The sequence below is a fragment of the Streptomyces sp. NPDC051452 genome, assembly GCF_044454765.1.
GTDB lineage: Bacteria > Actinomycetota > Actinomycetes > Streptomycetales > Streptomycetaceae > Streptomyces.
In genome coordinates, this window is sequence record NZ_JBITEB010000003.1 from 378,733 (window position 1) to 398,558 (window position 19,826).

The 19,826-nt window shown below is 72.8% G+C and carries 13 protein-coding genes; 10 read left to right on the forward strand and 3 right to left on the reverse strand.

Translation table 11 applies throughout. The annotated features are described in order from the left end of the window. Nucleotides 1-34: 34 nt before the first annotated feature. Both ACIBA9_RS11125 and ACIBA9_RS11130 read right to left on the reverse strand, forming a co-directional pair. Nucleotides 35-1,579, reverse strand: coding sequence for an alpha/beta hydrolase (locus tag ACIBA9_RS11125; protein ID WP_399361777.1), 1,545 nt, complete (start codon nt 1,577-1,579; stop codon nt 35-37). Between the two features lie 221 nt (nt 1,580-1,800). Beyond that, the gene (locus ACIBA9_RS11130) at nt 1,801-4,746 is read right to left on the reverse strand and encodes a lysylphosphatidylglycerol synthase domain-containing protein (RefSeq protein WP_399361779.1); all 2,946 of its coding nucleotides are present in this window, start codon (nt 4,744-4,746) and stop codon (nt 1,801-1,803) included. 186 nt (nt 4,747-4,932) lie between these two features. Between ACIBA9_RS11130 and ACIBA9_RS11135 the strand changes: the two genes are divergently transcribed. The 5 genes from ACIBA9_RS11135 to nudC all read left to right on the forward strand — a co-directional run bounded on the left by ACIBA9_RS11135 (nt 4,933) and on the right by nudC (nt 15,207). Continuing rightward, entirely contained in the window at nt 4,933-5,319 is a 387-nt protein-coding gene (locus tag ACIBA9_RS11135; protein WP_399361781.1) for an MGMT family protein, read from the forward strand. Nucleotides 5,320-5,639: 320 nt separating this feature from the next. Further along, nucleotides 5,640-8,993, forward strand: coding sequence for an ATP-dependent helicase (locus tag ACIBA9_RS11140; protein ID WP_399361783.1), 3,354 nt, complete (start codon nt 5,640-5,642; stop codon nt 8,991-8,993). A gap of 115 nt (nt 8,994-9,108) precedes the next feature. Next, on the forward strand, nt 9,109-12,618 hold the full coding sequence (locus tag ACIBA9_RS11145; RefSeq protein ID WP_399361785.1) for an ATP-dependent helicase: 3,510 nt from the start codon (nt 9,109-9,111) through the stop codon (nt 12,616-12,618). A 75-nt stretch (nt 12,619-12,693) separates the two neighbouring features. Continuing rightward, nucleotides 12,694-14,097: a dipeptidase gene (locus ACIBA9_RS11150; protein WP_399361787.1), complete on the forward strand. Its 1,404-nt coding sequence runs from the start codon at nt 12,694-12,696 to the stop codon at nt 14,095-14,097. 165 nt (nt 14,098-14,262) lie between these two features. Next, nucleotides 14,263-15,207: an NAD(+) diphosphatase gene (gene nudC, locus ACIBA9_RS11155; protein WP_362160292.1), complete on the forward strand. Its 945-nt coding sequence runs from the start codon at nt 14,263-14,265 to the stop codon at nt 15,205-15,207. A gap of 198 nt (nt 15,208-15,405) precedes the next feature. Here nudC and ACIBA9_RS11160 read toward each other — a convergent pair whose 3' ends face one another. Beyond that, nucleotides 15,406-15,648, reverse strand: a complete 243-nt coding sequence (locus ACIBA9_RS11160) for a mycoredoxin (RefSeq protein ID WP_362160295.1) — start codon at nt 15,646-15,648, stop codon at nt 15,406-15,408. A 179-nt stretch (nt 15,649-15,827) separates the two neighbouring features. On the opposite strand from ACIBA9_RS11160, the gene ACIBA9_RS11165 reads away from it, so the two are divergent. The 5 genes from ACIBA9_RS11165 (at nt 15,828) to ACIBA9_RS11185 (ending at nt 19,741) form a co-directional block, all read left to right on the forward strand. Then, nucleotides 15,828-18,023 (forward strand): ATP-dependent DNA helicase UvrD2, encoded by a 2,196-nt coding sequence (locus ACIBA9_RS11165; protein ID WP_399361790.1) that lies wholly within the window; start codon nt 15,828-15,830, stop codon nt 18,021-18,023. Nucleotides 18,024-18,187: 164 nt separating this feature from the next. Beyond that, the gene (locus tag ACIBA9_RS11170; protein ID WP_393900954.1) at nt 18,188-18,508 is read left to right on the forward strand and encodes a hypothetical protein; all 321 of its coding nucleotides are present in this window, start codon (nt 18,188-18,190) and stop codon (nt 18,506-18,508) included. Between the two features lie 173 nt (nt 18,509-18,681). Further along, complete coding sequence (locus ACIBA9_RS11175; RefSeq protein ID WP_393900953.1) at nt 18,682-19,050, forward strand: WhiB family transcriptional regulator; 369 nt, start codon at nt 18,682-18,684, stop codon at nt 19,048-19,050. Further along, nucleotides 19,047-19,370, forward strand: coding sequence for a hypothetical protein (locus tag ACIBA9_RS11180; protein ID WP_362160304.1), 324 nt, complete (start codon nt 19,047-19,049; stop codon nt 19,368-19,370). The genes ACIBA9_RS11175 and ACIBA9_RS11180 overlap by 4 nt, the downstream gene beginning before the upstream one ends. Before the next feature lie 158 nt (nt 19,371-19,528). After that, nucleotides 19,529-19,741: a hypothetical protein gene (locus ACIBA9_RS11185; protein WP_362160306.1), complete on the forward strand. Its 213-nt coding sequence runs from the start codon at nt 19,529-19,531 to the stop codon at nt 19,739-19,741. Nucleotides 19,742-19,826: the final 85 nt, after the last annotated feature.

A 19,826-nucleotide genomic window follows, 5' to 3' on the forward strand; every position in this document is an offset into this window, starting at 1 on the left:
CGGTGCCGAGGTTCGTGGGGCCGGGGCCCGGGTGTCACGAGCAGACCGTCCCGGCCTTCGGGATCTTCCCGTTCAGCAGGTAGCCGTTCACCGCGTTCTGCACGCACTTGTTCTTGCTGTCGTACGCCCCGTGTCCCTGCCCCTTGTACGTCAGTTCCACCGCGACGCCCTTGCCGAGCGCGTCCACCATCTTCTTCGCGCCCTCGTACGGAGTGGCCGGGTCACCGGTGTTGCCGACGACGAGAATGGGCGCCGACCCGGGTGCGCTGACGTCGGGATGGTCGGCGGCGCCCGGCACGGCCCAGTCGGTGCAACTGATCATGCCCCAGGCCAGGTAGTCCCCGAAGAGCGGCGAAGCGGCCCGGAACTCGGGCACCTTCCCCTGCACGTAGTCCGCCGTGTACCGGGGCTTCTGGTCGGCGCAGTTGATCGCGATGTTCGCCGCGGTGATGTTGCTGTACTCCCCGCTCTCCTCGCGGCCGTTCATCGAGTCGGACAACAGCATGAGGATCTTGCCGTCGCCGTCGTAGGCCTCCTCGAGCCCTTCGGTGAGGTACTGCCAGAAGTCCTTCGAGTACAGGGACTGCGCGATGCCGTTGGTCGCCGCGGTCTGGGTGAGCTGGCGCGGGACGATGCCGGGGATCGGCTTCTTCTCCAGGTCGTTCAGCAGTTTCGCGATGCGGTTCTTCACGTCTTGCGCGGTGTCGCCGATCGGGCATTCGGTGGTCTTCGACGTGCAGTCCTCGGCGAAGTTGTCGAGTGCGAGCTGGAAGCCCTTGGCCTGCCCGAGCGCGCCCTGTTCGGGGTTCTGCGTGGGGTCGACCACACCGTCGAGGAGCGCCCGGCCCACGTGGTGGGGGAACAAGTGGGCGTACACACCGCCGAGTTCGGTGCCGTACGAGATGCCGAAGTAGTGCAGCTTGGCGTCGCCGAGGACCTGGCGCATCAGGTCCATGTCGCGGGCCGCGTCCGTGGTGCGCACGTGCGGCAGGACCTTCTTGGAGTTCTTCTCGCAGGCCGCGTTGAACTGCTTGGTGCGCTTGACGAGGTCGGCACGCTCGGCGCTGTCCTCGGGTGTCGCGTCCTGCTGGAAGTAGGCGTCCAGCTGGGCGTCGCTCTCACACTGGACCGGTGCGCTGCGGCCGACCCCGCGCGGGTCGAAGCTGACCAGGTCGTAACGGGTGCGCAGGGTGGCGTAGTCCGAGGCGAACGCCGGCAGGGTGGTGACGCCGCTGCCGCCGGGGCCACCGAAGTTGAACACGAGTGAGCCGATGCGCTTGTTCGCCGGCCCGCTGGCCTGGGCCCGGATCAGGGCGATGCCGATGGTGTCGCCCTTGGGCTTGGACCAGTCCAGGGGCGCCTTCATCGTGGCGCACTGCCACGAGGTCCCGTTCGGGAGCGGGGAGGGGGCACTTCCGCCGCCCTCCGCCTCGGACGGGGCCGGGCAGTCCTTCCAGTCGAGCTTCTGCTGGGTGACGTCCCCGTCCTTCGCGCTGTCCCCGCATCCGGCCAGCAGGACGGACAGCAGCACGACGGTGGTGGTCAGAGCGGCGGCGCGCAGCCGGGAGGGGTTCGCCATGCCTCCATCCTGGGGCCGCGCGGGCCGCCGCGCTCGGGCACGGGCCGTACGAGGTACGCCCCGCACGTCCACCACACCCGGTCCGCCTGGCTTCCCGCGCGGCCGCGGAGAGCCCACCGCGCGGAGCCGGCTTTCCGTCCCGGGGCCGGAGGCCTCCGTCCTGGGGCTGGAGGCCTCCGTCCCGGGGCTGGAGGTTTTCCGCCCGGGACTTTCACTCGGCCCTAGAGGGCTCCCTTGCGGGTCAGCTGGTTGAAGGCCAGCCAGCCCGGCAGCACCGGCAGCCACAGGGTCAGCAGCCGGAACAGCAGGACGGCCGGGGCGGCGACCTCCTTGGGCAGGCCGAAGGCGATCAGACCGAGCGTAAGGCTCGCCTCCACCGCGCCCACACCGCCCGGGGTGGGCGCCGCCGAGCCGAGCGCGTTGCCGGCGAGGAAGACGACCGCGACGCTGGCGATGCTCAGCGATGTCGAGCCGTCGCCGAACGCGCGGACGGAGGCGTCCAGGCACATCACGAAGCACGCGGTCAGCAGGAGCATGCCGCCGATGCCGGTGACGAGTTTCTGCGGCCGCTGGAGCACGTCGAGCATGCGCGGTACGACACCGGCGAACAGCGACCGCACGCGCGTGACGACGAATTTCCGCAGGAACGGCACCGAGGTCACCACGAGGACCAGCACCGCCACGGTCAGCAGGCCCGCGATGACCGTACGGGACGGCGACAGGGACGGAGTCTTCTCGGTACCGGTCAGATAGCCGAAGGACAGCAGCATCAGGATGTGGCAACCGAGCCCGAACAGCTGGGAGGCGCCGACACTCGCCACCGCGAGCCCCGGGCGCACGCCGGTGCGCTGCAGGAAGCGGGTGTTGAGGGCGACGCCACCGACGGCGGGCGGCGCCACGATCTTCACGAACGAGCCCGCGACCTGCGCCGCCACCGTCCTCAGGAAGGGAACGCGTTCCGGTACGAAGCCCAGCAGCGCCATCGCCGCGGCCACGTAGCTGAGCGCGGAGAACAGCACCGCGGCCGCCACCCAGCCCCACTGTGCCTGCGCGAACAGCGTGCCGAACTGGATGTGGGTGAGCTGCGTCAGCAGGTAGTACGCGCCGATCGCGCCCGCGATGAAGCTTATGAGCGTGCGTGGCCGCACCCGCTCCAGCCGGGCCGGTTCCACGGGAGCCTGCGGTCTGATCCGCAGCACCTGGTGCCGGATCTGGGTGAGCAGGTCTTCCTCGCGGGCCTCCTCACGGGCCTCTTCGAGGGCTTGGTCGATCGCCCGTCGCTCCGCGCGCTGCTCGGCGCGGACCGCTTTCTTGTCCGGCTTCTCGAGGTCGGCCGGTGCCGTCTCGGCCGCCTCCTCCAGCCGGGCCTGCTTGGCCTGGCGGGAGGCCTCCAGCAGGGCCTCGCGTTCCCGCTGGGCTCGTTCCCGCCCCAGCCGGCGCAGCGTCGCGCGCGTGGAGCGCGTCAGCGCGATCGGCTGGAGCATCGGCAGACAGTCGGCGACCGCGTCGGGGCCGAGCACTCCGACCGCCGAGGCCACCGCGCGTTCGGCGCCGACCCGCAGGGCGAGCGTGCTGACCAGCTGGGCGATGTCCATGCGCAGCAGCAGATCACCGGCCGCGATCTCACCGCCGCGCAGCTCGGCGAGGATCACCTTGCCGGAACGATCCACCAGGATCGCGTCCCCGGCCAGTCTGCGGTGCGCGATGCGGCGCGACTGCAGCGCCTGCACCTGGTGCCAGGCGTTGCGCAGCAACTCGTCGGTGATGTCCTCGTCGGGCAGCGAGTCCAGCGTGCGTCCACCGGTGTGCTCGTAGACGAGCATGACCGCGTCGGGGCCGAGTTCGGAGGTGGCGATCAGCTTGGGCGCGTGGGCGCCCGCCGCGATCGCGGCGTAGGCCAGCAGGGCCTCCTGCTCCAGCGCCTGCCGGAGCGACTGGAGGCTGGAGCGGGTGGCGAAGCCCCGCAGGGTCAGATTGCGCCACGCGCGGTAGAAGAAGCCCTGCGCCTGCTGTTCCCGGTCGACCACCGTGACGTCCAGCGGCGGGCCGTCCTCCAGGGTGACGAAGTAGCGCCGGCCACGGTCGCCGTTCTCCGTCTCGCCCGCGTCCTCGCGGGCCGCGCTGACGGGGTGGAAGCCGACGTGTCTGAGGCCCGCCATCAGGGTCTGCCCGGTGGGCCGGACGTTGGGGGAGCCGACCGCGTACAGGGTGCCGTAGGCGACGGTCCAGCCGATCAGCACCGTCAGGATGATCGAGAAGGGGGTGGTGTAGCCGGTGACGAGCATCGAGAACGCGTCGAGCAGCAGGACGATCCACAGCACCGCGCGCCATCTGGGGCGGCGGGACATGCCGACCGCCGTCATATAGGCGATGACCGGCGCCAGATAGCCGTGCACGGGGTCGGTCAGGGCGTGGATGTCGCCCGGCGAGGGCTGGGTGAGCGCCTCCTGGATCGAACCCGGGGCGGCCTGTGCGACCCACAGGTCGGTGGCGAGGGTCACCCCGTGGGCGAGGACGGCCGCCAGGACGCCGTCGGCGATGCGCAGCCCGTCCCGTTTGATCAGCCGTTCGATCGCGAAGGCGACCGGGACCAGAAGGATCGCGATGCTGGACGCGAGCCCCGCGATCTTGATGAGGAGGTCGGGTGCCTGGCCGGTGCCCTTGTTGATGTCCTGTTCGAGACCCGAGGTGGTGCCGTGCGCGAACGCGGCGATCGCGAACAGTACGACGATGGCGAGCAGGCCCACCAGGAGCCGCATGAGGTCGGAGGGGCGGTGCACGCGCGCGGGGAGCAGCGGTTCGTCGCCCTCGACCTCCTCCGCGTGGGGGTCGGCGTCGGCGCCCGGACCGCGGCCGGGGGGCTGGTTCTCCGGCACGTGCGCCCCCTCGCCTGCCTCGTTGTCGTCCTCACGCGCGCGTGAGCCTTGGTCGTCTCGGGCCGGGCGGCTGTCCTCACGGCCCTGCCGGCCGTCGGATCCGTCGGCCCCGCCGCCATCCTGCCGCGCGCGCGAGCCGTCGTCGCCTTCGCGCGTCTTGACGGGATCCCCCTCGCGTGGGGAGGGGTCCGCCCGGTGCGCGTCGGCCTCGCCCGCGCCGGCGGTGCCCGGGCGCGCGGCGGCGTCGGGGGTGCCCGCCGCGTCTCCGGGGTGCACGCCCTGCTGCTTCATCTTCTCTTCTCGGTCTCGTATCACCGGTCACCGCCCGCACGATGGTGGCATGCCCCACCGACACACACGGCCATCAGGGTGTGGATGCGCGGGCGCACAGTCTGCCGGAAGCGCCGTCCCGGGGCGAGGGGACCGCCGGGCACGGTCGCCGACCGGATGTCGGTGGGGTGCGGCAGGATGGGGTGGATGAGCGAGCACAGGCAGGCCGAGGAGGCCCACGAGGAGCACCCGGGCGCGCTGCCCGAGTACGCCGAGCGGGTCCTGGAGGTCGCCGAGCGGATCCCGCCCGGGCGGGTCATGGCGTACGGCGACGTCGCCGAGTGGCTGGCGGAGGGGGGTCCGCGTCAGGTCGGCCGGGTGATGGCCCTCTACGGGGGCGCCGTCCCGTGGTGGCGCGTGGTGCGTGCCGACGGCGTGCTGCTGCCGGGACACGAACTGCGCGCGCTCGGGCACTACCGCGCGGAGGGCACGCCGCTGAAGGACGCGGGCAGAAGCGCCGAGGGGCATCTGCCGCGGCTCGACATGCGGCGGGCCCGGTGGGACGGCGGCGCGGACGCGGAGGGTCACACCTGACAGCTTCCGCCATCGGATGCCACCGGGGAGAGGCTGTGGTCCGTACGGGGGACAGAGGGGACGTCCGTGGCATGACGTACGTTCGTGAGGTGAGGGACGCACGGGGCGGGACGCCCACGAGGGCCTCGAGAGCCGTAAGGGCCGGGAGGGCCGACCGGGTCGTGGGGGCCGCGAGGGTCGCCGGGGAAGAAGCGGAACGTCTACTTCCATCCGGAGTGGCGGCGTAGCGTCGGCCGCACGTGTCCCCCACACCCCACGGTCACCGTCTCGCACGCGCGACCGCCCGACCGCCGGCACAACCACCAGGATCCGCCAAGCACGTGAGCTCCTCTTCCTCCACCAGGCGCCTGCCGCACCACCCCCGGGTGGTACGGCAGGGGAGCCATGGCGCCTACCGACTGGTCCGCACCCCCGCGGCCCGGGTGGAACCGCCACGTCTGGACGCCGCGCAGCGCGCCGTGGTCGACCACCGCTCCGGGCCGCTGCTCGTCCTCGCCGGGCCCGGCACCGGCAAGACCACCACCCTGGTCGAGTCTGTGGCCGAGCGGATCGCCCGGGGCGGTGACCCGGAGCGGATCCTGGTGCTGACCTTCAGCCGCAAGGCCGCCGTCGACCTGCGCGACCGCATGGCCGCGCGCATGGGCGCGGCCCGCGCCCCCCGGGCGACCACGTTCCACTCGTACTGCTACGCCCTGGTGCGCGCCCACCACGACAGCGACCGGTTCGCCGAGCCGCTGCGCCTGCTCTCCGGCCCGGAGCAGGACGTCGCCGTCCGCGAGCTGCTCGCCGGTCAGCCCGCGCTGGAGCGTCTCGGGCTGACCCGGGTGCGCTGGCCGGACGAGCTGCGCGCCTGCCTGACAACGCGTGGCTTCGCCGACGAGGTTCGCGCGGTCCTCGCCCGCAGCCGCGAGCTGGGTCTCGGACCCGACGCCCTTGACGCCTTCGCGCGTCGCATCGGCCGCCCCGACTGGCGGGCAGCGGCCGCGTTCCTCGCCGAATACCTCGACGTCCTCGACTTGCAGGGCGTGATCGACTACGCCGAACTCGTCCACCGCGCGGTCCTGCTCGCCCGCCGTCCCGAGACGGCCGCGCGGCTCGCCGCCCAGTATGACGCCGTGTACGTCGACGAGTACCAGGACACCGACCCCGCCCAGGTACGGCTTCTGGACGCGCTGGCCGGCGGCGGGCGCACTCTGGTCGCCTTCGGCGACCCGGATCAGTCGATCTACGCCTTCCGGGGCGCCGACGTCAACGGCATCCTCGACTTCCCGGCTGCCTTCCCGCGCGCGGACGGCCGGCCCGCCCCCGTCGAGGTGCTGCGCACCTCCCGCCGCTCGGGTGCCGCCCTGCTGGCCGCGACCCGTCTGATCACCCAGCGCATGCCGCTGCCCCGGCTGCCCGCCGAGCGGGTGCGCGCCCACCGCGAGCCGGCCGCCGTGCGGGACGGCGGCCGGGCCGAGGTCTACACGTACCCGACGGCCGGCACCGAACAGGACAACATCGCGGACATCCTGCGCCGCGCGCACCTGGAGGACCAGGTCCCCTGGAGCGACATGGCCGTACTGGTCCGCGCCGGAGCCCGCTCCCTGCCCACCCTGCGCCGCGCCCTGACCTCGGCCGGCGTCCCGCTGCACATCGACGGCGACGACCTCCCCCTACGGCACGAACCGGCGGTGGCCCCGCTGCTGTCGGCCCTGCGGGCGGTGGCCACGGCGGAGACCCACCTCCGCGAGAAGGACCCGGCCGCGACCGCCGACGGCCCCGCGACCGACGATGCCGCGGAGCCGGTCGCCGCCACCCCCTGGCTCGACACCGAGACCGCCCTCGCCCTGCTCGCCTCCCCCCTCGCCGGCATGGACGCCGCAGATCTGCGCCGGCTCGGCCGGGCCCTGCGCGAGGAGGAGCGGGCCGCCGGCAACGCGCTGCCGCCCCCGTCCGACGAACTGCTCGCCCGCGCGCTCGCCGAGCCCGAGCGGCTCGCCGTGCACGACCCGGCCTACGCGCGCGGGGCGCAGCGCCTCGGCGCGCTGCTCCGCAAGGCCCGCGAGCGCCTCGCGGGCGGCGGCACGGCCGAGGAGGCGCTGTGGGACCTGTGGGAAGGCACCCCGTGGCCCACCCGCCTGGAGCGGGCCGCCCGGCGCGGCGGCGCGGCCGGCCGCAACGCCGACCGGGACCTGGACGCCGTGTGCGCGCTGTTCGCGACTGCCGCGCGCGCGGAGGAACGCACCGGCGGCCGCGGCACCCTGAACTTCCTGGCGGAGATCGAGGCCGAGGACATCGCCGCCGACACGCTCACGCGCCGCGCGGTACGCCCCGACGCCGTCCGCCTGATGACCGCGCACCGCGCCAAGGGCCTGGAGTGGCGGCTGGTCGTCGTCGCCGGCGTCCAGGAGGGGCTGTGGCCCGACCTGCGCCGCCGGGGCTCGCTGCTGGAGGCCGACCGCATCGGCCGCGACGGACTCGCCGAGCCGCTCACGCCGGGCGCGCTGCTCGCCGAGGAGCGCCGCCTGTTCTACGTGGCCGCCACGCGTGCGCGTGAGCGTCTCGTCGTCACCGCTGTGAAGGCACCGGCCGACGACGGCGACCAGCCCTCCCGGTTCCTGACGGAACTGGGCGTCGAGGCGAAGGACGTCACCGGGCGCCCCCGCCGCCCGCTGTCGGTCGCCGCGCTCGTCGCCGAGCTGCGCGCCACCACCGTCGACCCGCGCGCGTCCGCCGCCCTGCGCGAGGCCGCCGCCCGCCGCCTGGCCCGGCTCGCCGCGCTCACCGACGAGGACGGCCGCCCCCTGGTCCCCTCCGCGCACCCCTACCGCTGGTGGGGCATGTTCGAGCCGACCGAGAGCAAGGTGCCGCTGCGCCACCGCGACCAGCCGGTGGTGCTCTCCGGCAGCGCCCTCGACCAGCTCGCCAACACCTGCGCGCTGCAGTGGTTCCTGGGCCGCGAGGTGAAGGCCGACGCGCCCGCCACCACCGCGCAGGGCTTCGGCAACGTCGTCCACGTCCTCGCCGACGAGGTCGCCTCCGGCCGTACCCCGGCCGACCTCGACGTCCTGATGGAACGCCTGGACTCGGTGTGGAACGCGCTCGCCTTCGACGCCCCCTGGAAGTCGCAGCAGGAGAAGGCCAACGCGCGCGTGGCGCTCGAACGCTTCCTGAACTGGCACGTGCTGAACCGCACCGGCCGCACCCCGGTGGCCAGCGAGCAGGACTTCGACGTCACCCTCGAAGCGGGCGACTACGAGGTCCGCGTCCGCGGCCAGATGGACCGCGTGGAGAGGGACGGGGACGGCCGGGCCTACGTGGTCGACTTCAAGACCGGCAAGCAGGCACCCAGCGCCGCCGAGGTGGGCCGCCACCCCCAGCTCGCCGTCTACCAGCTCGCCGTCCGCGAGGGCGCCCTCGACCCGGCCTTCGACGGCGTGCGCCCCGAACCGGGCGGCGCCGAACTGGTGCACCTCAGGCAGGGCGCCGCCAAGCGCGACGGGGGCGAGAGCCTGCCCAAGGTGCAGACACAGGAGCCGCCGACGGGGGAGTGGGTCGGCGAGCTGCTGGCCAACGCCGCCGGAAAGGTCCTCGACGAACGGTTCACCCCCAGCGCCGGCCAGCACTGCGCGCACTGCGCGTTCCGCGCCTCGTGCAGCGCACGCCCCGAGGGACGCCACGTGGTCGAGTGAGAGGCCGGCGAGGCCGGGGTGACGTACGGCACCCCACCCGCTGACCTGCGGTTCTTCCCGGGCGGCCGGTCGACGCGGCCCCGACTGTCAGTCCCCGCCGCTAGCCTCTTGCGACATGCCCGCCCGTATCACCGACCCCGAGCAGCTCAAGGAGCTCCTCGGCATCCCGTTCACCCCGGAGCAGACGGCCTGCATCGTGGCGCCGCCCGCCCCGCAGGTCATCGTGGCCGGAGCCGGGTCGGGCAAGACCACCGTGATGGCCGCCCGCGTGGTCTGGCTGGTCGGCACCGGGCAGGTCGCCCCCGAACAGGTCCTCGGCCTGACCTTCACCAACAAGGCCGCCGGAGAGCTGGCCGAACGCGTCCGCAAGGCACTGATCAGGGCCGGCGTCACCGACCCCGACGTCATCGACCCGGACAACCCGCCCGGCGAGCCGGTCATCTCGACGTACCACGCCTTCGCTGGCCGGCTGCTGACCGACCACGGCCTGCGCCTGGGCCTCGAGCCCACCTCGCGGCTGCTGGCGGACGCCACCCGCTACCAGCTCGCCGCACGCGTGCTGCGCGAGGCGCCCGGCCCCTACCCGGCGCTCACCCGCTCCTTCGCCGACCTCGTCAGCGATCTGCTCGCCCTCGACTCCGAACTCGCCGAGCACCTGGTCGCCCCCGAGGAACTGACCGCCTGGGACACCGGTCTGCTGCGCACCCTGGAGGGCGCCAAGCTCACCAACGCCGATCTGCGCAAGGTCCCCGAGACGGCCGGGGCCCGCCGTGAACTCGCCGGACTCGTCCAGCGCTACCGGACCGCCAAACGCGAACGGGATCTGCTCGACTTCGGCGACCAGATCGCCCTGTCCGCCCGGCTCGCCCGCATCCCGGAGGTGGGGCGAGTGCTGCGCGAGGAGTTCCGCGTGGTGCTCCTGGACGAGTACCAGGACACCTCCGTCGCCCAGCGCGTGCTGCTCGCCGGCCTGTTCGGCGACGGCACCGGCCACCCCGTGACCGCCGTCGGCGACCCCTGCCAGGCCATCTACGGCTGGCGCGGCGCCTCCGTGGCCAACCTGGACGACTTCCCCACGCACTTCGCCCACGCCGACGGCCGGCCCGCCGCTCGGCAGGCACTCAGCGAGAACCGTCGCAGCGGCGGCCGCCTCCTCGACCTCGCCAACGGCCTGGCCGAGCCGCTGCGGGCCATGCACGCGGGCGTGGAGGCCCTCCGCCCGGCCCCCGGCGCCGAACACGACGGCAAGGTCCGCTGCGCCCTGCTGCCGACCCACGCCGAGGAGATCGACTGGATCGCGGACTCCCTCGCCCACCTCGTACGCACCGGCACCGCCCCCGGCGAGATCGCCGTACTGTGCCGCACCGCGACCGACTTCGCCGAGATCCAGGGCGCCCTGGTGGCCCGTGACGTCCCCGTCGAGGTGGTCGGCCTGTCCGGGCTGCTGCACCTGCCGGAGGTCGCCGACCTCGTCGCCGTCTGCGAGGTCCTGCAAGACCCGGGCGCCAACGCCTCCCTGGTACGGCTGCTGACCGGACCGCGCTGGCGCATCGGCCCCCGCGACCTCGCCCTCCTCGGCCGCCGCGCCCGTCTGCTGGTCGCCCACGCGCGCGTGGGCGACACCGACGACCCCGACCGCCGGCTCGCGGCGGCCGTCGAGGGAGTCGACCCGTCCGAGGTGATATCGCTCGCGGACGCCCTCGACACGTTCCTGGAATCCCCGCCGGCGGGGGACTTCGGGGAAGACGCCGACGACGGGCTGCCGTTCTCCCCCGACGCGCGTGTACGGTTCGCCCGCCTCGCCGCCGAACTGCGCGACCTGCGCCGCTCGCTGTCCGACCCGCTGATGGACGTCCTGCACCGCGTCCTCGCGGTCACCGGCCTGGAGGTGGAACTGTCGGCGTCCCCGCACGCCCTGGCCGCCCGCCGCCGCGAGACGCTGTCCAACTTCCTCGACGTCGCCGCGTCCTTCGCCGCGAGCGACGGCGAGGCCACCCTGCTGGCCTTCCTGGGCTTCCTGCGCACCGCCGCCCAGTACGAGAAGGGTCTCGACAACGCCCTGCCCGGCGGCGAGAACACCGTCAAGGTGCTCACCGCCCACAAGTCCAAGGGCCTGGAGTGGGACGTCGTGGCCGTCCCCGGACTCGTCCGCGGCACCTTCCCGAGCGCACAGGGCCGCGAGAAATGGACCGCGCAGGCCAAGGTCCTGCCGCACGCCCTGCGCGGGGACACCGACACCCTCCCGGACATCGACTCCTGGGACTCACGCGGCATGAAGGCCTTCCACGAGGCCATGAAGGACCACCAGCACACCGAGGAACTCCGCCTCGGCTACGTCACCTTCACCCGCCCCCGCTCCCTCCTGCTCGGCTCCGGCCACTGGTGGGGCCCCAGCCAGAAGAAGCCGCGCGGACCCTCCGACTTCCTCCAGGCCCTGTACGACCACTGCGCCGCCGGGCACGGCGAGATCGAGGCCTGGGCCGACGAGCCCGCCGAGGACGAGGAGAACCCGGCCCTGCACACGGCCGCCACCGATCACGTGTGGCCGCTCCCGCTGGACGACAGCGCCCTGGCCCGCCGCCGCGCGGCCGCCGACACCGTCCTCGCACACCTGGAGACCCTCGCCGCCCGGGACGCCGCCCGCCAGCCGGCCACCCCCGACCCCGCCGCCGTCGACGACCCCGACTGGCCCGCACCACCGGACGAAGACCCCTACGGCGAGGAGCCGTACGAGGACGACCTCCCCTACGAAGAGGATCCCTACGAAGAGGATCCCTTCGACGAGGATCCCTTCGACGAGGAGAGCCCGTACGAGGGGGACGCTCGAGGTACCGCCCGGCCGACGGTCCCGCACCAGTCCGCCGTACCGCCGGACGCCCCCCGGCCCGCCGCACCGCGATCGCCCCATACCGACCTCACCCCGGAGGAGAGCCGCGCCATCGCGTCCTGGGACCGTGACCTCGACGCGCTCACCGGCGAGCTGCTGCGCGCCCGGCGGACCGTCACGGACGTGGTGCTGCCCGCCACGCTCAGCGCGACGCAGCTGCTGCGACTGGTCGAGGATCCGGACGGGCTCGCGCGAGAACTAGCGCGCCCCATGCCGCGCCCACCGCAACCCGCCGCACGGCGGGGCACCCGGTTCCACGCCTGGGTCGAGGCACGCTTCGAGGAACTGACCCTGCCCCTGCTCGAACCGGACGACCTGCCCGGCGGCGACGCCGAGATCGCCGACGAACGCGACCTGGAGGCACTGAAGGAGGCCTTCGAACGCACCGAGTACGCCCGGCGCACCCCCTACCGCGTCGAGGTTCCCGTCCAGCTCACCCTCGCCGGCCGCGTGGTACGGGGCCGGATCGACGCCGTGTACAAGACCGGCGACGGCGACGGGACGACGTACGAGATCGTCGACTGGAAGACCAGCCGCACCCACGCCGCCGACCCCCTCCAGCTCGCCGTGTACCGGCTGGGCTGGGCCGAACAACAGGGCATATCGCCTGAATCGGTCACCGCCGCCTTCGTGTACGTGCGCAGCGGCGAGGTCGTGCGCCCCGAAGGCCTGCCGGACCGGGAGGCCCTGGAGAGGCTGCTCACGGACGAGCCGGACAGGGCCCGGGAGGTCACCTGAGAGTGGCGTGCGCGACAACCCGTATGTGACGAACCGCCGCCGAGGATGTCGGCGCGGACGGATAGGCTCGTGAGCATGAGCCAGACCCCGGACAACGCCGTCCGTTCGTACATCGAGCAGCACCGCGCCGCCTTCCTCGACGACCTCACCGCGTGGCTGCGCATCCCCTCCGTGTCGGCACAGCCCGACCACGCGCCCGATGTACGGCGCAGCGCCGACTGGCTCGCCGGGAAGCTCCGGGAGACCGGCTTCCCGACCGCCGAGGTCTGGCCGACCGCTGGCGCCCCGGCCGTCTACGCCGAGTGGCCCGCGGACGACCCCGAGGCGCCCACCGTCCTCGTCTACGGCCACCACGACGTACAGCCCGCCGCCCGCGAGGACGGCTGGGACAGCGAGCCCTTCGAGCCGGTCGTCCGGGGCAACCGGCTCTACGCGCGCGGGGCGGCCGACGACAAGGGCCAGGTGTTCTTCCACACACTCGGCGTCCGCGCCCACCTCGCCGCCACCGGCCGCACCGCCCCCGCGGTCCATCTGAAGTTGCTCGTCGAGGGGGAGGAGGAGTCCGGCTCGCCCCACTTCCGCGCCCTCGTGGAAGAGCGCGCGGGACGGCTCGCCGCGGACGCCGTGATCGTCTCCGACACCGGCATGTGGTCCGAGGACACCCCGACCGTGTGCACCGGTATGCGCGGCCTCGCCGAGTGCGAGATCCGTCTGTACGGCCCCGCCCAGGACATCCACTCCGGATCGTTCGGCGGCGCCGTGCCCAACCCCGCCACCGCCGCCGCCCGCCTGGTCGCCGCGCTGCACGACGAGCACGCGCGCGTGGCGGTCCCCGGCTTCTACGACGGTGTCGTCGAGCTCACCGACCGCGAGCGCGAGCTGTTCGCCGAGCTGCCCTTCGACGAGGAGCGCTGGCTGCGCACCGCCAAGTCGCACGCCACCCAGGGCGAGGCCGGGCACACCACCCTGGAGCGCATCTGGGCCCGCCCGACCGCCGAGGTCAACGGCATCGGCGGCGGCTACCAGGGCCCCGGCAGCAAGACGATCATCCCGTCCTCGGCGATGGTGAAACTGTCCTTCCGGCTGGTCGCCGGCCAGGACCCCGCCCACATCGAGAAGGTCGTCCGCGCCTGGACCGCCGACCAGGTGCCCGCCGGCGTGCGGTACGAGATCGAGTTCGCCTCCGCCACCCGCCCGTGCCTCACCCCGCTCGACCATCCGGCGCTGCGGTCCGTCGTCCGCGCCATGGGCCGCGCCTTCGGGAAACCGGTCCTCTTCACCCGTGAGGGCGGTTCCGGTCCCGCCGCCGACCTCCAGGACGTGCTCGGCGCCCCCGTGCTCTTCCTGGGCATCTCCGTCCCCTCCGACGGCTGGCACGCCCCGAACGAGAAGGTGGAACTCGATCTCCTTCTCAAGGGCGTCGAGACCAGCGCCTACCTGTGGGGCGAGCTGGCCGACACCTGGCGTCCCACGCCCTGAGGGCCGGCGCCGTACGGAGGGGCACCGCGCGCGGGGCACACTGGAGGGACCGCCCCGAACGCCCACCGCCGGCCCGCCGCCGCTCGGACCGGTGCCCTGCCGCCTTACGCCCTGCCGAACCGATCGCCGATACGAACCGCTGCACTGGGGGAGTTGGAACCACCCGTGACCACCTGGACCGACGACACAGCAGACCGACCCATCTCGCTGACCGCCCCGAGCGGCATCGACCGCGCCGCCCACCACCGGCTGGACGAGGCCTGGCTCGCGGCGGCGTGGAGCCACCCCACGACCCGCTGCTTCGTCGTCTCCGGCGGCCAGGTACTCATCGACGAGACCCCGGAGGGCCGGACGGAACTCGTCATGACCCCGTCCTTCGAGGCCCCGCTCACCGAGGCGCACCGCTACTTCCTCGGCACCGACGAGGACGGCGTCAGCTACTTCGCGCTCCAGAAGGACGCGCTGCCCGGCCGTATCGACCAGTCCGCCCGCCCGGCGGGCCTGCGCGAGGCGGGCCTGCTGCTGTCACCGCGCGACACCGGGCTCATGGTGCATGCCGTGGGCCTGGAGAACTGGCAGCGCACCCACCGCTTCTGCTCCCGCTGCGGTGAGCGCACGGTCATCGCGGCCGCCGGCCACATCCGCCGCTGCCCGGCCTGCGGCGCCGAGCACTACCCGCGCACCGACCCGGCCGTGATCATGGCGGTGACCGACGCCGACGACCGCATCCTGCTCGGCCGCCAGGTCCACTGGCCCGAGGGCCGCTTCTCCACGCTCGCCGGATTCGTCGAGCCGGGCGAGTCCATCGAGCAGGCGGTGCGCCGCGAGGTGTGCGAGGAGGTCGGCGTCACCGTCGGCCCCGTGGAGTACGTCGCCAGCCAGCCCTGGCCGTTCCCGTCCAGCCTGATGCTGGGCTTCATGGCCCGCGCGACGACGACCGAGATCGACGTCGACGGCGACGAGATCCACGAGGCCCGCTGGTTCTCCCGTGAGCAGCTCCACGAGGCCTTCGAGTCCGGCGAGGTGCTGCCGCCCTACGGCATCTCCATCGCGGCCCGCCTGATCGAGATGTGGTACGGAAAGCCACTGCCCACCCGCAGCTTCGTCTGAGGGCCACGGGTGGCCGGAAGCTCGCGGCCCGCGCGGAGACGGTCACCGGCGTGGACCGCTCACCGGAGCCTTGCCGGACCGGCTGATCAGCGGCTGCGGTGTGCCCGCGAGCCGGGTGTGCGCGCGTAACGCAGTGGGGTGGCCCTGAACGTTCAGGGCCACCCCACTGTTGTCCTCACCGCGCAAGCCCGCGGAGCGTCACGCGGCAAGCTTCTGCTTCACCTGGGCCAGCGACGGGTTGGTCAGCGTGCTGCCGTCGGTGAAGAGCACGGTCGGGACCGTCTGGTTTCCGCCGTTCGCCTTCTCCACGAACGCGGCGGACTCGGGGTCCTGCTCGATGTTGATCTCGGTGTAGGCGATGCCCTCCCGCTCCATCTGGCTCTTCAGCCGCCGGCAGTACCCGCACCAAGTCGTGCTGTACATCGTCACGGTGCCCTGCATGTCTCGCGCTCCTCAGGCAGCTCGGAAAGTCGTCCAGCACAAGAACGTAAGCGATCGGCCCGCCATTCCCCGCCCCGGAACGCACCCCCGCTGTGACTCCTGCCGCATTAATACGACCGCGGGGGCCCGCCTGTGGACAACCGGCACAGCGGTCTCCGGCGACCTGGCAGCATGGCGGTGTGACAGCAGCAACGCACTCCCCTCTCTTCCCGCAGGTACCGGACTCTGCCGACGCGGTGCTCGAAGGGCTCGATCCCGAGCAGCGCGAGGTGGCCACCGCCCTGCGCGGGCCGGTGTGCGTGCTGGCCGGAGCGGGGACGGGCAAGACGCGGGCGATCACCCACCGCATCGCCTACGGGGTGCGCGCCGGGATCCTGCAGCCCTCCAGCGTGCTCGCCGTCACCTTCACCAACCGTGCGGCCGGAGAGATGCGCGGCCGGCTGCGCCAGCTCGGCGCCCAGGGCGTCCAGGCCAGGACCTTCCACTCCGCCGCCCTGCGCCAGCTGCAGTACTTCTGGCCGAAAGCGATCGGTGGCGGCATGCCCCGGCTCATCGACCGCAAGGTCCAGCTCGTCGCCGACGCGGCGGCCGCCTGCGGCACCAGGCTCGACCGGGGCGAGCTGCGGGACGTCACCGCCGAGATCGAATGGGCCAAGGTCACCCAGACCGTCCCCGCCGACTATCCGTACGCGGCTGTGAAGGCCGGCCGCGAGGCACCACGCGACCCCGCCGAGATCGCCCATCTCTACGCCGCCTACGAGGACCTCAAGCGGGACCGCGCGGTGATCGACTTCGAGGATGTCCTGCTCCTGACCGTCGCCGTCCTCCAGGACCGAGGCGACATCGCCGACCAGGTCCGCTCGCAATATCAGCACTTCGTCGTCGACGAGTACCAGGACGTCAGCCCCCTCCAGCAGCGACTGCTGGACCTGTGGCTCGGCGACCGCGACAGCCTGTGCGTCGTCGGTGACGCCAGCCAGACCATCTACTCGTTCACAGGAGCAACGCCAGACCATCTGCTCGACTTCCGTGCCCGGCACCCCGGGGCCACCGTCGTGAAGCTGGTCCGTGACTACCGCTCCACCCCCCAGGTCGTCCGCCTGGCCAACGGGCTGCTCGCCCAGGCCCGGGGCCGTGCCGCCGACCACCGGCTGGAACTGGTCTCCCAGCGCGCTGCGGGACCCGAAGCCCTGTACATGGAGTACACCGACGAGCCGGCCGAGGCCGAGGGTGCCGCCCGCCGCATCCGGGAGCTGATCGACGCGGGCGTCCCGGCCGCCGAGATCGCCGTCCTGTTCCGCACCAACGCCCAGTCCGGGACCTACGAACAGGCCCTCGGCGACGCCGGTGTGCCCTACCAGTTGCGCGGTGCCGAGCGCTTCTTCGACCGGCCCGAGGTGCGCAAGGCCGGGGCCGCCCTGCGCGCCGCTGCCCGCTTCGGCGGCAACGACTCCCTGCTCGACGACATCGTGGACCTGCCCTCGCAGGTGCGCGCGGTGCTCTCGGGTGAGGGCTGGAGCGCCCAGCCCCCGGCCGGTTCCGGCGCCGTCCGAGAGCGCTGGGAATCGCTCGCCGCGCTGGTCAACCTCGCCCAGGACCTCGCCGCCGCCAAGCCCGGCGCCACCCTCGGCGACTTCGTGACGGAGTGGGACGAGCGGGTGGCCGCCCAGCACGCCCCCACCGTCCAGGGCGTCACCCTCGCCTCGCTGCATGCCGCCAAGGGCCTGGAATGGGACGCCGTCTTCCTGGTCGGCGTCGCCGAGGGCATGCTGCCGATCACCTACGCCCGGACGGACGAGCAGATCGAGGAAGAGCGCCGGCTTCTCTACGTCGGTGTGACCCGGGCCCGGGAGCGGCTCCACGTCTCCTGGGCCCTGTCCCGCTCACCGGGGGGCCGTCCCAACCGCCGCCCCAGCCGTTTCCTGGACGGTCTGCGCCCCGGTACCGCCGTCACCGCCGGCCCCACCGGCACCGGTGCGGGCGCGGGCGTGGAGCGCGGGGTGGCCGGGGTGAGCGTCGCCGTCCCCCGACGCACCCAGCGCACCCCGGCCCGCTGCCGGGTGTGCGGGCGCACGCTGACCGAGGCGGGCGAGATGAAGCTGATGCGCTGCGAGGACTGCCCCTCGGACATGGACGAGGGGCTCTACGAGCGGCTCCGCGAGTGGCGGGCGGTCCAGGCCGAGCGCAGCGGGCAGCCGGACTTCTGCGTGTTCACCGACCGGACCCTGATCGCCATCGCCGAGGCGCAGCCGGAGAGCCCCGCCGAACTCTCCCGCATCCCCGGTGTCCTCAGCCGCAAGCTGCGCAGCTACGGGGCCGATGTTCTGGCCATCTGCGCAGGCCAGGTGGCTGGTGAGGGCGGCGGAAGCGACTGATGCGAACTCGTCGGAAAAATAGTTTGCGCATGCCCCGGCAATCCCCATAGGTTCTAGGCACGGAAGCAGCGGCCTTCTAAAAGACCGCGGTTTCGTGTTGTACTTGCATACCCGAGTGGGCTGGTTCATCCCAGTCCCTGAGACGCCGAGAGGAGGCGAGTCCTGTGATCAGCATCAACTTCAGCACCATCAGCGCGGCCAAACTGACCGATCGCTCGACCGTCTCCACGTGCCTGCTCGGCGCCTCGAACCAGGGCACCGGTCTGTCCGGCATTCGTGCCGTCCGTCCGGCGTCCTCCCTGTCTCTCGCGGGTCTTCCGGTCCGTGAGCGCAATGAGCGACCGACCAAGGCACTGGAAGCGGTAACGGCACAGGCGCACGCCTATGCCTTTGCGGCGGCCGGTGCCGGATTCCGGAAGCAGGCGACGCAGCACCACCTGATGTGGGCCTTCCGTGGGCCAGAACCCTGGAGTGATCCAGCCTGATCGCCGATCAGGCAGGCGCCTTCAGGGCCGCGGAACCCCACCCGGGATCCGCGGCCCTTTTGTTTGCCCCGAACGGGGTGACGGAGCGAAGGGGCTTCGGGACAAGAAAAGAACCCGGTACCAAGCCGACACCCGGTCAACCGGCCGGAACGACCAGACGAGGAAAACAAACCGTGCAACTCGAAGCGCACGCCCCGTCCGTACCGCCTTCACAGACGTTCCCCCCGCCCGGCCTCACGGAGGACTCCACCTTGATCCCCCTCACCGCGCTCACCGCGCTCGACGACGCCATCGAGAACCTCGGCGTACCCGTCCCGTGCCGCTCCTACGACCCGGAGGTCTTCTTCGCCGAGTCGCCCGCGGACGTGGAGTACGCCAAGTCCCTCTGCCGTACCTGCCCCCTGGTCGAGGCCTGCCTCGCCGGCGCCAAGGAGCGGCGTGAGCCCTGGGGCGTCTGGGGCGGCGAGCTCTTCGTCCAGGGTGTCGTCGTCGCCCGGAAGCGGCCGCGTGGCCGCCCGCGTAAGAACCCGGTCACAGCATGAACATCGCAGGAACAATCGACCGCCCCCTCACGCACGACCCCAAGAAGCAGGCCCCGATGAAGCCGTCCACCAGCGAGCCCGCAGGCTCCGCGACCTCAGACTTCACCACCACCGGCGCTACCGAAGCGCGACAGAACAGGAACCGAGAGATGCAACTCATGCAAGAAGCCCTGGCTCGTGCGCATATGCACGAGCGACGGCACGAAGCCGAGCACGAACGCCGGGCCATGCGCCTGGCGGTGGCTCAGCGGATGCAGCGCCGGGCCGAGCGCGCCTCGATGCGCGCCCGCCGTGCGCTCGCCATGGCTGTCATGCAGTAATACGAACCCGCATGCAGTAATACGCACACCCGAGAAGCAGTGGCCTCCCGGCGCAGGGAGGCGATGTCCTCCCCGCGGGGGCCGGTCCGAGCGAACGGACCGGCCCCCGCGGGGCGTTGCGCGTGGGGATCCGCCGGTCGCGGGGCTATCGTCGCCCCATGACGAGTCTTCCCGGAGACAGTGACCAGGGCGGCTCCACGGCGAGACGCCGCACTCTCGTCTGCGCACGCTGCGGCGCCCCCGCCGACGGCACCCCGTCGGTCACCTGGACCTGTTCCGTGGAGAACGGCGTCCGTCAGTACTTCTGCGACACCTGTTCCCGGGAGAACCTGCGGGCGATCGAGGGCCGGCTGGACTCGTCCTGGTGGTGAGCCCGGCCCGGCGGGAACGCTCCGGCCGGGCCGGCGCCGACCACTCACCCGCCCGCGCCTCACCTCAACCGACCGCACCCAGCGC

Bases quoted from the DNA above. Each gene is read 5' to 3' on its own strand.
- ACIBA9_RS11135 (WP_399361781.1), top strand. From the start codon at position 4,933: ATGAGCGAGCACAGGCAGGCCGAGGAGGCCCACGAGGAGCACCCGGGC.
- ACIBA9_RS11180 (WP_362160304.1), top strand. From the start codon at position 19,047: ATGAACATCGCAGGAACAATCGACCGCCCCCTCACGCACGACCCCAAG.
- ACIBA9_RS11125 (WP_399361777.1), bottom strand. From the start codon at position 1,579: ATGGCGAACCCCTCCCGGCTGCGCGCCGCCGCTCTGACCACCACCGTC.
- ACIBA9_RS11150 (WP_399361787.1), top strand. From the start codon at position 12,694: ATGAGCCAGACCCCGGACAACGCCGTCCGTTCGTACATCGAGCAGCAC.
- ACIBA9_RS11185 (WP_362160306.1), top strand. From the start codon at position 19,529: ATGACGAGTCTTCCCGGAGACAGTGACCAGGGCGGCTCCACGGCGAGA.
- ACIBA9_RS11145 (WP_399361785.1), top strand. From the start codon at position 9,109: ATGCCCGCCCGTATCACCGACCCCGAGCAGCTCAAGGAGCTCCTCGGC.
- ACIBA9_RS11160 (WP_362160295.1), bottom strand. From the start codon at position 15,648: ATGCAGGGCACCGTGACGATGTACAGCACGACTTGGTGCGGGTACTGC.
- ACIBA9_RS11130 (WP_399361779.1), bottom strand. From the start codon at position 4,746: ATGAAGCAGCAGGGCGTGCACCCCGGAGACGCGGCGGGCACCCCCGAC.